Genomic DNA, 15429 nt, shown 5'->3' on the forward strand with positions numbered 1-15429 from the left:
GTTTGGACGCGCGTGTTTGCTTTTGGCGATCAAAATGGCGGAGGAGGGCAGCACACAGGCTTGGACTACTGTCATTATGCCGGCGGCAACTGGCAAAATCTTAATTTGTCGACCACCAGTGGAGGCGTGTATGCGAACAACCCTGGTGGCATTAACGGACAAACAAATGTTCACGTGACGATTGTGGTCGATCCACTTGGAAATCGAATGTTTTATTACAATGGGACGGCGGTGGCCTCGAATCCTGGTGTCAATGGAGGCAGTGTTCCGGCATTGAGTGGCCTAATCGACAGCACCTGCCTGATTGGAAAATCTTTGTATGATGTGGACGCGTTATTGGAAGGAGCCATTTCGGAATTCCGCATCTACCAGGGAGTTATCAGCCCATCCACGCTGGCGTTGAATGATGCCGCGGGACCGGACAATTATGTCACCACTCCGGGCGCTTTACAGGCAGTTCATCTGTCGAGCCCCGCCAATCCGCTGGTTGTAAATCAGAACTCGCAGGAAAATTTTCTGGGCGATTTTGCCAATGTCACCGGGGTGAATCTGAACTTGTACGGCGGTGCCAGTTACGTATCTGGAAATACAAATATTTTAACCGTCAATTCGACGAATGGAACCGTCCACGCCGTGGCATCTGGAACGACCACGGTTATTGCCAGTTACGGAGCCATGAGCGCCACCAACTCACTGACCGTGGTAACCATTCCTGCCGTGTTGACGCATCGTTACAGCTTCAACGCAGATGCCAGTGACTCAGTAGGCAGCGCGAATGGCACACTCATGGGCGCGGCGACAATTGCCGGAGGGAAGGTTGTGCTGGATGGCTCAGGCGGAACCTATATCGACCTGCCAGGCAATATCATCAACATCCAGACCAACAAAGCTGTAACGCTCGAAGCGTGGGTTGATTTTGGCAGCACTCCTAATTGGTGCCGGTTGTTTAACTTTGGCAATGACGGCGGATCCAGCGAAATTTATCTGGCTCCGAACGGACCAGGCAACGGTAATCAACATCGTATCAGCGAAAATATTTCCGGCGGTCGCAATACGGATTGGCGAGGCGCATGGGCCAATCTGAGTGCGCACATTACTGTGGTCATTGATCCGCCTACCGGCACCATGAGTCTCTATCGGGACGGTGTCCTGGAATACGCACGGTATGATGCGATTGCACCGCTTTCACTCATTTCGACAAATCTAGCCGTGATTGGCCGCTCCCTGGTGGGGGTGGATCCTTACATGCCGGGTTCGATTGATGAGTTCCGTATTTATAGCGGTGCCTTGACGCCGGCTGAAATTGCTTTAGCTCATCAGAACGGTCCTAATTCTATTAATCATGACCCGGGTGCACTCGTCTCGATTCAGGTCGCACCCACCGTGTACCCGGCTTTTTCCGGTGTAGTTCCGCCGGTTGTGCTGGCAAATTATGCCAATCTTACAAACTTCCACCTTCAGCCCAACAACAGCGCGGTCATCAATGGCCTGACTGTGACGTCCAGTGATCCCTCGATCATCAAAGTCGGTGCAAACAACATGCTTCAGACTTTCCGACCAGGCACGGTGACGCTGACTGCAAATTATCTGGGCAAGGTTTCGAGTGCGACGGTTACAGTCGAAAACACTGGCACGCTCACCCATCGATACAGCTTTACAAGCGATGCGAACGATTCGGTTGGAACTGCGAATGGAGCTTTGCAAGGCGCAGCCACTATTTCCGGGGGCAGTCTGGTGTTGGATGGAAGCGACGGAACGTATCTGGATTTGTCACCGGGATTGATCGAGGGCTATGATGCAGTGACAGTAGATAGTTGGGTCACTTTCAATGCCGGGGCGCAATGGGCGCGCTTGTGGTTCTTCGGTGACAGTCAGGCGAATGAATTGTATTTGGCGCCGCAATTCGGGCTCCCGAATCCAACTCACAGTCTTATCACCGGTTTCCCGATCGGTGGCGGAGGCGTGAACAGCAGCCCGTCCTGGCAAAATCAAACACTCCACATTACCAGTGTTTACGGAAATGGGGTGATGGCAGTTTATACCAACGGTGTCCTTGAGAGTGGTACAAGCTCCTCAATTGGCCTGGTCAGTGAGGTCGGGAATTCGTTGTGCTGGATTGGCCGGTCCCCATACGCTGATCCCTATATGAACTGCTCGGTTGACGAATTCCGCATTTACCGCGGGCAACTTAGCCCCGAAGAAATATTGGCTACGCAGGTGGTGGGAGCGAACCAATTGCTTACTACGAGCGCCGCGCTTAACGCGACCAGCGCCTCCGGCAACACGGTGCTCAAATGGCCGGTGGCGGCGGCCGGTTTTTCAGTACAGGCGCGGCCCGCAGTCGGCAGTGGCAACTGGACAACGCTCACCAATGCCCCGACCTTGGTAGGCGGCAACTGGCAAGTAACGGTGCCCGCATCCGGCGCGGCCCAGTTTTATCGCCTCTGGAAATAACCAGACAAGTTGTCTTGCCAGCCCGCCCGCGAGGGAGACAAGCCAGATGAAAACGTCTCGCACCGTTAAGGCAGGCATTGCCTTTACGCTGATTGAATTGCTGGTGGTGATTGCCATTATTGCGATTCTGGCCGCGTTGCTTTTACCGGCGCTGGCCAAGGCCAAGGAACGTGCCAAGCGCGCCAATTGTCAAAGCAACCTGCATCAACTGGGCCTCGCAACCCAGATGTATGCGAGTGACAATCAGGACAATTTGCCTGACCTGCAAAACAATGGTGTTTGGTTTTGGGATATGTCACGGTCTGCCGCCAGCAACCTGCTGGAGAACGTCAAACGCACCGATAGCTTCTATTGTCCCAACGAATTTTATCTTTACCAGGACAACGGTCCACCTGATGCCTGGAATGCTTTTCCAAACTATGTGGTGACGGGTTACATCTGGTTATTCCCCAATGCGCCGGGAATAACTGCCAGCCCAGCCTTGAGCGGCACGAACATGGTGACGAAAATAACGAAAGGACGCGCGGATTTGTCCGTCTCTGACACTGAGATGATCGTGGATGCCACCATCTCAGTCCTTGGTGCCAGTGGTGCCCGCAATTACTCTGGCTTTGCTGGTGCAGGCGGCAGCAAGGTGAAAACCGCGCATCTCGAAGGCAAGCTTCCCACGGGCGGCAATATATGTTTTCTGGATAATCACGTGCAGTGGCGCAAATACGTAGCCATGACGAACAAGATTTCGCCTCGTGGTTTGCCGCAGTTTGAATTCTAACCTCCCCGATAGTAACAATTCTCCGCTTTCATATAATCTCCGAGAACCGCAGTGCTCATGTTGATAATCGTACGGCTTTGCTCCAGGTCATTGTCACGGTTTTGTATTGTTCAGGATCTTGTGAAAGCTCGCCTTTCCCGGATGACAAATTATGCCGAAGGAAGTATTCTCCACCCATAATCTGATGTCTCCTCGATTGTTTCTGCCGATGATCGTGCTCGTGTCGTTTTTCTTTAACGCGGCGGCGGCAGTGCCAACCCGGGCAATCTCGCCACGCGGCTATCTTTCGGCGCACGATCCTTCGACCATGATTCAGTGCAAGGATCGCTATTACATTTTCTCCACCGGGCAAGGCATCTTATCGCGGTCTTCCTCCGACCAGGTTTTCTGGTCTTCCGGTCCGGCAATATTTACCAATCCACCGGCCTGGACAACTGCTGCGGTGCCAGGTTTTGCCGGGATATTTTGGGCCCCGGACATACTATTCTTCAACAATAAATATTATCTGTACTACGCCGTATCGACCTTCGGCAGCCAGGTATCGGCCATTGGATTGGCAACAAACACCACGCTGGATCCGATCGACCCGGCGTATCAATGGATCGATCAGGGGCCGGTAATTCAATCGACGAATGGTTCAGCCTACAACACCATCGACCCCAGCTTTACGTGGGATAATGCAGGCAACCTCTGGATGGCTTTTGGGTCTTATTGGAACGGCATTTACCTGGTCCAATTAAGCACGACCAACGGTATGCGCGTGGCAACCAACTCGCCGACATATCACCTTGCTTACAACGGTTCGATAGAGGCTTCGTGCATTTACCGGCGCGGTGGATATTATTATTTGTTCGTGAACTGGGGTTCGTGCTGCTCCGGCGTGAACAGCACCTATAATATTCGTGTCGGCCGCAGCACCAATATTACGGGCCCCTATCTGGATCGCAATGGAGTGGACATGGTGAACGGGGGAGGCACTTTGTTCATGCAGGGGAACGGGAAATACGACGGACCGGGCCACGTTGGAATTATTTCTGATGGCCCGAACCAGTGGTTCACCTACCACTATTACGATGCAAATGCCTGGGCACCGCAATATGGGGCTTATGGGAATGCCGATTTTGATTTCGTGCGGCTCGCCTGGACCGCCGACGATTGGCCGACGTTCACCAACGACTGGTCGGCAACTTATCGCTTTCAGGCCGACGCTGCAGATGACCAGGGCCAATATTCCGGATTGCTCCAGAACGGAGCGACGATTCAGAAAGATTCAGTTCACGATCACGTTCTTAATTTGAATGGAACGAACCAGTATGTCTGGCTGCCGCCGGGAGTAGGCAACGCCAAGACTTTTGTAGCGGTCGTGAAATGGCGCGGCGGCGGGGCGTGGCAACGCATCTTCGACTTTGGCGTTGATACCAGCAAAACCATCATGCTGACGCCGGCGTCCGGGGATAACGTGCTGCGTTGTGACCTCAATCCTGGAGGGAATCTCCAAACTGTGCAGTGGAATCAGCCATTGCCCAGCAATGTTTGGACGCATGTGGCGTTGACTCTGGACGGGACAAAAGGGGTTTTGTACGTCAACGGCGCGGCCGTGGCGACGAATAACGGAATGAACCTGTTGCCGGTGAACGTCGCTTCGCAAACCAACCATCTAGGACGGAGCAAATTTACCGCCGACCCTTATTTCAACGGCCAGTATGCCAGCTTTCGCGTGTATGGACGCGCGCTTTCAGCACAGGAAATTGCTGCGCCGCTGCCGCTCATTTCGGAACCGCACGCTGGTGATGTGTGGTGGCCGGGTGAGTCCATTAACTTTAATGGAGAGGCTACTGATTTTGCTGACGTGCCACTCAGCAGCAGCAATCTGAGTTGGCAGATCAGTTACGTGCAGGACAGTGTGACAAACCTCGTGTTTGGACCGGCCTCAGGCATCTCCAGCGGAATTTACCTGATCCCGACGAGCGCGACGGGTAATGGGAATTATGTGATTACTTTGACCGCCACCGATAATTTTGGCCGTCAGAGTTCCAAATCCATTACGCTTTCCCCGGCGAACCGGGATGCCGGCTGGTCCTCCTATTTTCCGTTGCGTAATAACGCCGCCGATGCGCTGGGGCATTTTAATGGAACACTGAACGGCGCCGCTTCCTTTGTGAATGACAGTGAGCGTGGCCAGGTGTTGAACCTTTCAGGAGCCAATCAATTTGCAACCCTGGCTGGAGGGGCGGGTGCATTTCAAACTTTCATGGGCTGGATCAAGTGGAATGGAGGAGCAGCGTGGCAAAAGATTTTTGACTGTGGAAATGACACCAGTCGATACACCAGCCTGACGCCATCGGCTGCCAATGGCAAACTGCGGTTCAACATCAGTCTCAACAGCATTCCCGGAGAACAGATAGCAGATGCTTCTGCTGCGTTGCCGGTGGGAGTTTGGACCCATGTTGCAGTGGTGCTGAACGGAACGAGCGTGATGTTATACACCAACGGGGCTTTGGTGGCATCAAACCTGTATGCAAACCTGGTTCCGGCAAATCTAAATGCGACGAACTTTTATTTGGGCAAGAGCCAATGGCCAGATCCTTACTTTAATGGGCGATTGAGTTCGATACGGCTCTTTTCCAGACCGCTCGCATCGTGGGAGATTGCCGCGCCTCAGGTCAGCATTGCACAGCCGGCACAAGGCTCAATGTACCAGCCCGGAGATACCATCTCCTTTTCGGGAACTGCCAATGATTTTTATGATACTTCCATCAGTCCCACCGGACTTGTTTGGACGGTGTCTTTCATCAACGGGAGCACGACCAACACTGTCCTTGGACCACTGTCAGGCTCAAGTGGCGGCAGTTTCAATATCCCAACTTCGGGCGCTGGGGCAACCAACGGGTATTATCGCATTGCGCTTTCGGGCACGGATAGTTCCGGTCTTTTGGCCAGCAATTCGGTTTCGATCTTTCCGTTGCCGAACGCATCCGGGACTGAATGGAATGCCTTTTATCCCTTTGACTCAGGAGCGCGGGATGCGGGCAATCGTTACAACGGCAGCCTTTTCGGCGGAGCCGGTGTAACCACTGATCCGACCGAAGGAAGCGTTTTGAACCTGACGGGTGGAAATCAATACATGAACTTGCCGGCTACAGTTGGCATTGCCCGCACCTTCAGTGCCTGGGTGAAATGGCGCGGCGGAAATGCGTGGCAACGAATCTTTGATTTCGGTCGCGATACCCAGCATTGGTTCTTTCTCACACCGAAAGACTCCAGTGGAATGATTCAATGTGGCATCAGTCCGGAGGCCTCAACGTACGTGCAGGTGATTGAATCGCAAATTCCCTTTCCGCTCAACCAATGGTGTCATGTGACTGTGACCATGGACGGTCGTCAGGGAATTCTATTTCTAAACGGCAATGCCATCGCGGTAAACAACAGCGTGAATGTCTGGCCATCGGATGTGGTTCCAGTCAGGGCTTTCATTGGCCGGAGCGAGTACTCCGGTGATCCTTATCTGAATGCGCAACTCGACTCAGTGTATCTCGATTCCGAGCCGCTTTCCTCCCTGCAGGTGATGCAGAACTTTTTGCAACCCACTTTGCGCATGGCTTCGGGTTCGGGTCAGATCGGCCTTTCATGGCCTGCCTGGGCTGGCAGTATGCAGCTCTATACAGCCCCCAGCCTCTCAGGCGCCTGGACTGTCGTCACTAATACGCCGCTGAACTCCGGGACGAATTTCAGCGTTACACTTTCTCTCGCTGACACAAACAGCTACTTCCGCCTGCAGTGGCCTTGAGCCTGCACGAGACGTCCAGTTGTGGAGCGTAAAGGAGGGCTTTGGCAAGGCGTCCAGCTTCAGAAACATCCCCACTTGAAGTCGTTTCAACTGCGTACGAGTTTTATTTGGAGCGTTATATGAATGCAAACATTTTGGTGGGAACGGCAAGCTGGTCAGATCCCGGTTTCATTGCAGACTGGTATCCCCATTCAGTTTCGGCGGCAGACAGGTTGCGCTGGTATGCAGAACACTTCAACCTGGTGGAAGTTAACTCGACTTTTTATCACATTCCCGCCGCGCGCGTGGTGGAGCGATGGTGTGAGCAGACGCCGGAGGGATTTGTGTTTGACGTAAAGTTGCATCGATTGCTTTCACGCCACAGCACCAAACCGGAATTTTTGCCCGCGCGACTGCGGCCGAGCGGGGCCGCGAAGGATAAGAAAGTGCCACTCACACCCGCACTGGAAAAGGCGGTGCTCAAAAGTTTTCTCAGTGGGATTCGTCCCTTGGAAGATGCGGGTAAAGTGGGTGCGCTTTTGTTGCAGCTTTCACCCAGCTTCAGTCCCAAGAAAAACAACCTGACTGAGCTGGATACCATCTATGAGGCGTTGGAGGGCAGGACGCTGGCGGTGGAATTGCGGAATCGGGACTGGGTGACGGGTAAGCAATTGGAGGACACAGAAAAGTATTTTGCAGAACGGGAAATCACTTTTGTGAACGTGGATGGACCAAAGGATACGCATTTCATGGTAATGCCGGGGATTGACCTGGTGACCAATCCGAAGCTTTCCTATCTCAGGGCGCATGGACGCAATGCGAAAGGATTTGTGCGCGGACGGGATGTGGCGACACGATTCAATCACGATTATAAGAAGCCGGAATTGAAACAGATTGCGGAGCGTTCCATTAGGTTAGCCGATCAAGCCAGACAGGTTCACGTGGTCTGCAACAACAATTTCTCCAACTATGCTCCGAAGGCGGCGGCGGCGCTGCAGAAGATGTTTCAGGAGAGAGGTGTTGAAGTGGGAGATGCAGATAAGGCGTTCGCGTTTTGAAGAAGCCGGTTGAGAAACCGGCGCTCCGGGGGGCTGTGTTTCCAGGCTCGACTGAGCGGGTTCAATGGTTGCGAGTGTTCATTTAGCTTTTCATTGGTACTTCCATGCGCAGATAGGAGGATGCATTGGGATTTTACCAGCGGCGCACACGGTAAAACTGCTGGGCGTTGGTGGCGGTGGGGTCGGTGAGAAAGAGCGTGCTGCCATTGCCGGGAACGAGTGGCAGGCTGGTCCAGTTGGTGTCGGAAAGGGAAGCCTTATATTCCAACACGTAAACTTTTCCGCTTTGGGTGGGCAATGAAAGTTTGAAAGTATTGGAACTGGCGGACGGATTACTCAAGGTGGAGTGGGTGACTGGTGGACAGTTTCCGATCAATGCCAGGCTTTGAAACCGGCCAGCGGCAATGGCAACGACGTTAGTGAGTCGTGGCGGAACGTTGGTCTGACCGTAGATGTGCATTCCCCACGCAATGACCGTGCCGTCGGATTTCAGCGCCAGGTTGTGATAATCACCGGCAGCAATGGCCACGACGTTGCTCAAACCGCTGGGGACATTGGTTTGGCCGTTGCTGTTCTCGCCCCAGGCAACGATGGTGCCGTTGTCCCCAAGCGCCAGGCTGTGAGAATAGCCGGCGGCGATCGCCACCACATTGCTCAACCCTGGGGGGACACTGGTCTGGCCAGAATAGTTATTACCCCAAGCGACGACGGTGCCATCGAATTTCAGCGCCAAATTGTGTCCATTGCCTCTGGCGATCGCCACGATATTTGTCAGCCCGGGCTTGCTGGCATTTCCGACAACCGTCCCATTGGTCATTAACGCGAGATAACCGTCATAATTCGGGGTAATCGCCGCGACATTTGTCAGTCCCGGAACGGAACTCTGATACGAATAGACCACGGTGCCGTTTGTTCTCAATCCGAGGGTAGCAGGTCCAGCCCCGGCGATAGCCATAAGATTGGTGTACGTAAATAATGTGGAAGAACCCGGCCAGCTCACCGCCTTGCCGCTTGAATTCAAGGCCAAACAATCAGACGGGCCGCTCCCACCGCTTGATATGGCGATGATATTGGTCAAACCGAGGGAGAGATTGGTTTCGCCAGATACTCCACCCCAGACTGCAACTTCTGAAGGTGTGAGCGTGACCACCTGGCTGATGAGGTTGGTGTAAGCATTGGTAAGAACGACATTGTAGGAACCGAATTGAGCCGGTTGCACATTTGTGAGAACCAGAAAATAGTTGGTTGCGCCGGGGATGTCAGCGCCATTGAACTGCCATTGGTATCCAATGGGGTTCACTCCGATCGCGGCAACATTCAATCTGGCTGGACCACCGATCCACGCTGCCTGGCTTGTTGGCTGGCTGGTGATGGTCAATGGATTGATCGTCAAGGTGACGTTCGAACTTGTCAGGGTGGTGGTGGCATCGCTCGCGGTGACGTTGTAGACCCCGGCCCAACTCATTGACGGATCGATGATTTGCATCGACCCGCCCTGGACAGGTCCAGCCCATGGATTGCCATCGTGAGTCCACTGGTAGGCAACGGGTGAAAGGCCTCCCACGTTGAAGGCAACTGAAACAAGTGTTCCAGCCCCCGCATTGATGGTCGTGGGGGAGATTGAGCACGAAATCCAAGGAACTACAGCCAGCGAGGCATTCGTAGATGTGGACAATCCAAATGAGTTGCTGGCAATGAGGCTGTAGTTGCCCGACTGGATCACCAACGCGTTGGTCAGCGTGAGCTGGCTGTTCGTGGCTCCAGTCAAGTTTGTTCCGTTGAACAACCACTGATATGTGAACGGTCCCTGTCCCACCAGCGCCGAGGTGAATGTCACTTGCGATCCGCCATTCGTAGTGAGGTTGCCCGGCTGAACCGTGACGAGCGAAGGCAACACGGTCAAATAAGCATTGGAACTCAGCGTCGTGCCAAACGCGTTGCTGACGACCACGGCGAAAGCAAGTCCTGAATCACCAAGCTGCGCCGCTGGCCAGATCAAGCTGGTATTTGTCTGGGCAGGGAGATTCGTGCCGTTGCAGAGCCATTGGTAGCTCAGAGGCAGCGAACCAATGGCGCTGACGGAAAATACGGTGTTGGAGGTGGCGGGCACGAGCTGGTTGACGGGTTGTTGAATCACCACCGGCGCTGAAGTGCTGACCGTCAACACAAATGGCACGTGATAGGATCCGTATGTATTGGTTAATGCCAATTCGTACGGGCCGCTGTCAGTCAGCTGGGCATTCGTAAAATTTAACGCTGTGCTGGTCGCCCCTGGGAGGTTCGTTCCACTGAACTGCCATTGAAACGTGGAACCAGAAACGGTAGGCGCAGTCGTCGCGGAAAAACCTGGTGCCATGCCGGTGTAAACGGATTGATTCGTCGGCCATTGCAGGAGGCTGGGCGCGCCGTCGTGGATCACCAGAACATGTTCGCCGCCACCGGAAATGGCGGTCACGTTGGTCAAACCCAACGGTGCGATATTGAGGCCATAGGTGCTTGTGCCCCAGGCCAAGACCGTGCCATCCGATTTCAATGCAACGCTGTAAGCCCCACCCGCGGCGACTGCCACCACATTACTTAAGCCAGTAGGAACATTGGTTTGCCCGGAACTGTTGTCACCCCAGGCCAGGACCGTGCCATCGCCCCGCAAAGCCAGATAATGCGCTCCGCCCACCGCGATGCTGATGACGTTGGTCAAACCAGGCGGCATTGCCGGTTGGTAAAGACCCCATTCGACCACCGTGCCGTCGGTTTTCAGTCCCAACGCGTAGCCAGTGTTGGCAGAGTTTGCAGCGATGGCCTTGATGCCGGTGGCCGAACCTGCCTCTGAAACCTGGCTGTTGGCGTTATCTCCCCACGCGGCTACCGAGCCGTCGTTCCGGAGCGCCAGATTAAAATAATTGCCTGAGGCAATGGCCACCACATTGGTCAATCCTGCGGGCACGTTGGCCTGGCCATAGCCGTTGTAACCCCAGGCCACGACCGTGCTGTTGTTCAACAAGGCCAGACTGTCATTATCACCCGCCGCGACGGCGACGACATTGCTCAATCCCGTCGGCACACTTGTGGCACCGAGAGAAGAGAGGCCCCAGGCGGAAACCGTGCCGTCCGCACGCAATGCAAGACTGTGATTCCATCCGCCGGCGATGGCCACCGCGTTCGTCAAATCTCCCGGCACGTAGGTCTGACCGGAATCACAATAACTGCAGAAAATCGCACCGCGCCCCCATGCCGTCACCGGTCCGCTGGCCCGGGCCGAAAGCGAAAAACAAATGCACCCCAGAATTGTCAGGATGATGGGCAAGAAATGGACTTGGCGTTGTATGTGAATCTGAGATTTCATATGTTGGTCCCCTAATACAACCGGAGATGCTGATTTCGTGAGTTTCTTCATGCTCCCAGGTTTTGCAAGTCTTTTCACGCCAACGCCTGCTCACTGCGCTGATACAGTTCAAACACCTGCGCGCTGAAACATTTGCCAGCAGCGGCAGCAATTTGGAGCGGTTGGATTATGTGAAGTGCGTTTGTGTGTTTCGGGCTCGAGTGATCCAGGTTTGCAGATGCAGCGGTGGTTCAAGGCTGGGAGCAGGGCACCCTGGAGGGCGGACAACTTGCAATCGCGGGTTGTTCGAAATGATGAGGCGCGCAGGCTGACGGGCAAAAATGTCCGTGATAGATACAAAATGTCCGTACCGGGTACATCATTGGCTTTGACCTTGAGTCGGGTGGGGGAGAGAATGGTGTTTGATGAAACAGGAGTCTGCATATGAACGTGTGTCGACGGGCAGGAGGAATGGGAACTCCCAGATGGATGGGGCGGGCAGTGGTCTGTCAGCTCGGGTTAAGTCTGCTTATCTCGGGCTAACTCGCGCTAACTCGGGTTATCTCGTGTTAAAAATTCTTGCAGGCGTATGGACCTGGATTTTGGGTGTTAGAATTCGTGTTTCGAATGGGAAAGGTCTAACGGTATATAACGGTAAATAACGCCTTATAACGCCAAATAACGGTAGAAATTTTTTTTATGGGAGCAAGAGTGAACAGAGGGGGATGGACGAAGGTAATGGCCAGAGGCATGAGGGCGGTATTCAGACCAATCGAGAATCGGAAAGCATTGGTAGGTATCGGAAGCCAACGGAAGGTATCGGAAGGTTCAGGAAATTTCGAATGGCCAGTTTCAACTTCAAAATGGGAGATTCGGACGGTGGATGGCGGTAATAGACGGTGGATGGCGCTGGATGACGCCAATTTTTTTTTGATGCTGAATTTTGGGTGCTTTTTTAATGGAGGAATTGTGAAAAAATGGCCAAAACGGGGAGGGGGAGGATGAATTTCCGGGACGCAAATCAAGACCTTTGGAAAACGCGGAATTTGTCATATCTGCCCTTTGCTTCCTGGGAAAGTTCGTCTAAGTTAAGCGATTGTATTGATCGACAAATTCGCGACACATGGCAAAAGGTTTCATAAAGATTGGCGGGGCTCGTGAGCATAACCTCAAGAACCTCACCTTGAGCATTCCCCGCGACCAACTGGTGGTCATCACCGGTTTGAGCGGTTCGGGGAAGTCGTCGCTTGCCTTTGACACCATCTATGCCGAAGGACAGCGGAAATATGTGGAATCGCTTTCTGCCTATGCGCGGCAATTTCTCGACCAAATGCAAAAGCCGGAGGTGGATTTTATCGAGGGACTTTCGCCGGCAATTGCGATTGAACAGAGAAGTTCCGGGACCAGCCCACGGTCGATCATTGCCACCACCACCGAGATATACGATTACCTGAGGTTGTTATTTGCGCATGTGGGGCAGGCGCATTGTCCAGAGAGTGGGGTGCCGATTGTGGCTCAGACAACGAGCGACATCGTGGACAAGATTCATGCGCTGCCTGTCAAGACGCGGGTGATGATTTTGGCTCCGGTTGTGCGCGATCAAAAAGGAGAGTTTCGCGATGTCGTGGAGCGCCTTGGTCGCGAGGGATTTGTTCGCGCACGCATCGATGGCGAGATGGTGGAGTTGGCCAGTAATGTCAGAGTAAAGCTGGATGCGAAGCAGAAGCACACGATCGAAGCGGTCGTTGATCGGTTGGTGATGGATGAGAAGATTCGCGTGCGGTTAAGTGATTCGGTGGAGACGGCGTTGAGGTGGGGAGAAGGACAGTTGTTGACTTTGCACCAGTTGCCGGGAACGGAATCGACCACCAGCTGGATTGAGACCCTGCATTCCAACCGCAATTACAGTCCTGCGACTGGAATGAGTTTTGAACCGCTCACTCCCAAGCATTTTTCCTTCAATTCACCTGCAGGCGCGTGTCCGGTCTGTCATGGGTTGGGACAGAAGATGGTTTTCGATGAAGGGCTCATTGTCCCTGATCCTGAGAAATCTTTGGAACAAGGTGCGATTTTGCCATGGCGCAGAGGTGGCAAGCGGATGGTTGTCTATTACAAGAGCATGCTGCGCGGTGTGACCGCCCAGTACCAACAGAATCTCGAGGCTCCGTATAAAACCTTGCCGGAAGATTTTAAAAAAATTCTGCTGTGGGGTTCGGGCTCCACCGAGATTGAGTTCAACTTTTGGCGTGCCGGCAAGATGAGCAAGGTGAGCCGCGCGTTCGAGGGAGTTGTTCCGAATCTCGAAAGACTCTATCAGGAGAGCGAAAGTGAGTTCACGAGGAACCGGTTGAAGAGTTTCATGAGCCCTCAATTTTGCGATGCCTGTGGAGGGCGGCGGCTCAAACCGGAAATTCTTGCCGTTACCATTGGCAATGCGGAGCTGAAGGAGAAATTTGGAACCAGGAGTTCCAAGGAACCAAACATTCCCGGGCTTTCCATCATGGATGTCTGCTCCCTCTCAATCGAGGCTGCGGATGATTTTTTTACCAAGCTCAAACTCTCCGAATTTCAACAGAAGATTGCCGCTGAAATTATTCGGGAGGTGCGTTCCCGGTTGGGTTTCCTTAAGAATGTTGGCCTCGGCTATTTAACTCTAAACCGTGAGAGTGGCACCTTGAGCGGTGGCGAAGCGCAACGCATCCGCCTGGCCACCCAGATTGGTGCGGGACTGGTCGGGGTGCTTTATATCCTGGATGAGCCTAGCATCGGTCTGCATCAACGTGACAACGAACGGTTGTTGAAGACCCTCGAAGGGCTGAGAAATCTGGGTAATTCTGTCCTAGTCGTGGAACATGATGAAGACACCATTCGTCGCGCCGATTACATTCTCGATTTGGGGCCGGGCGCCGGAGTGCGCGGCGGAGAAATTGTTGCGGCTGGAACGTTGCCTGAAATATTAGCCTCATCGCGCTCTCTTACCGCCCAATATTTAACTCGCGAGCTCTCGATTGCCGTTCCCAAAAAGCGGATAAAACCGACTCAGGACCGTGGCTGGCTGGAAGTGTTGGGCGCCACCGAAAACAATCTCAAAAACGTTGATCTGCGAATTCCCCTGGGAACACTCACCTGTGTAACGGGAGTGAGCGGTTCGGGGAAAAGTACCGCTGTGGACGACATTTTGCGGCGGGCTCTCTTTCGGAAGTTTCATGGTTCAAAGGAACGGCCAGGGGCACATCGTGAACTGAAGGGATTCGAGAATCTGGATAAGGTCATTGTTATTGATCAGACTCCCATTGGACGGACACCGCGAAGCAACCCAGCGACTTATACCGGGATGTTTAATCACATTCGTGATCTCTTTGCCAAGCTGCCGTCAGCCAAGATTCGCGGCTACGAAGCGGGCCGGTTTAGTTTCAATGTAAAAGGCGGTCGGTGCGAAAAATGCCAGGGCGATGGACTCATCAAAATCGAAATGCATTTCCTGCCACCGGTGTATGTGACCTGCGAAGCGTGCAATGGCCGGCGATATAACCGCGAGACCCTGGAGATTAGCTATAAGGGGATGAATATTGCCGACGTTCTGAACATGACCGTGGACGAGGCGGTGACATTTTTCAGAGCAGTTCCGCAGATTTACGAACCATGCCTGACACTGGCGGATGTGGGATTGGGCTACATCGGTTTAGGCCAGTCGGCCACGACGTTGAGCGGCGGTGAAGCGCAAAGAATCAAGCTAGCGTCCGAGCTCAGTCGCAAGGCGACCGGACGAACGCTTTACATCCTTGACGAACCCACCACTGGCCTGCATTTCCACGATGTCGCAAAATTGCTCGAAGTCCTTTTCAAGCTCCGGGCCTCGGGAAACACACTTCTGATTATTGAACATAATCTCGATGTGATTAAAACTGCTGATTGGATCGTCGATCTTGGACCGGAAGGTGGATCGGGCGGAGGCAGGATCGTGGCTCAAGGAACGCCTGAGGAAGTGGCTGAGTGCCCGGGCAGTTATACCGGCCAATATTTGAGTCGCATCTTGAATGAAACTGTTGGATAAAGA

At 53.6% G+C, this 15429-nt stretch carries 6 protein-coding genes; 5 read left to right on the forward strand and 1 reads right to left on the reverse strand.

The window, feature by feature from the left end:
* The 4 genes from CFLAV_RS15560 to CFLAV_RS15575 form a co-directional block, all read left to right on the forward strand.
* Positions 1 to 2454: LamG domain-containing protein (locus CFLAV_RS15560; protein ID WP_007415723.1), on the forward strand; the 2454-nt coding region annotated here is incomplete at its 5' end.
* A 46-nt stretch (positions 2455 to 2500) separates the two neighbouring features.
* Positions 2501 to 3226 carry a DUF1559 family PulG-like putative transporter gene (locus tag CFLAV_RS32425; RefSeq protein ID WP_007415724.1) on the forward strand — a complete coding sequence of 242 codons (726 nt, stop codon included), beginning with the start codon at positions 2501 to 2503 and terminating at the stop codon, positions 3224 to 3226.
* Between the two features lie 151 nt (positions 3227 to 3377).
* Entirely contained in the window at positions 3378 to 7013 is a 3636-nt protein-coding gene (locus CFLAV_RS32430; RefSeq protein WP_007415725.1) for a LamG-like jellyroll fold domain-containing protein, read from the forward strand.
* Between the two features lie 119 nt (positions 7014 to 7132).
* The gene (locus CFLAV_RS15575; RefSeq protein ID WP_007415726.1) at positions 7133 to 8050 is read left to right on the forward strand and encodes a DUF72 domain-containing protein; all 918 of its coding nucleotides are present in this window, start codon (positions 7133 to 7135) and stop codon (positions 8048 to 8050) included.
* Positions 8051 to 8183: 133 nt separating this feature from the next.
* On the opposite strand, the gene CFLAV_RS32435 is transcribed toward CFLAV_RS15575, so the two are convergent.
* Positions 8184 to 11393, reverse strand: coding sequence for a hypothetical protein (locus CFLAV_RS32435; RefSeq protein WP_160164593.1), 3210 nt, complete (start codon positions 11391 to 11393; stop codon positions 8184 to 8186).
* Positions 11394 to 12495: 1102 nt separating this feature from the next.
* Here CFLAV_RS32435 and uvrA point away from each other — a divergent pair.
* Positions 12496 to 15426, forward strand: a complete 2931-nt coding sequence (uvrA, locus tag CFLAV_RS15590) for an excinuclease ABC subunit UvrA (RefSeq protein ID WP_007415729.1) — start codon at positions 12496 to 12498, stop codon at positions 15424 to 15426.
* Positions 15427 to 15429: the final 3 nt, after the last annotated feature.

Source organism: Pedosphaera parvula Ellin514, assembly GCF_000172555.1.
In the GTDB taxonomy this organism is placed as follows: domain Bacteria; phylum Verrucomicrobiota; class Verrucomicrobiia; order Limisphaerales; family Pedosphaeraceae; genus Pedosphaera.

Excerpts from the sequence above, each read along its gene's own strand:
- CFLAV_RS32435 (WP_160164593.1), bottom strand. The coding sequence starts at position 11,393 with ATGAAATCTCAGATTCACATACAACGCCAAGTCCATTTCTTGCCCATC.
- CFLAV_RS32430 (WP_007415725.1), top strand. The coding sequence starts at position 3,378 with ATGCCGAAGGAAGTATTCTCCACCCATAATCTGATGTCTCCTCGATTG.
- CFLAV_RS32425 (WP_007415724.1), top strand. The coding sequence starts at position 2,501 with ATGAAAACGTCTCGCACCGTTAAGGCAGGCATTGCCTTTACGCTGATT.
- CFLAV_RS15575 (WP_007415726.1), top strand. The coding sequence starts at position 7,133 with ATGAATGCAAACATTTTGGTGGGAACGGCAAGCTGGTCAGATCCCGGT.
- uvrA (WP_007415729.1), top strand. The coding sequence starts at position 12,496 with ATGGCAAAAGGTTTCATAAAGATTGGCGGGGCTCGTGAGCATAACCTC.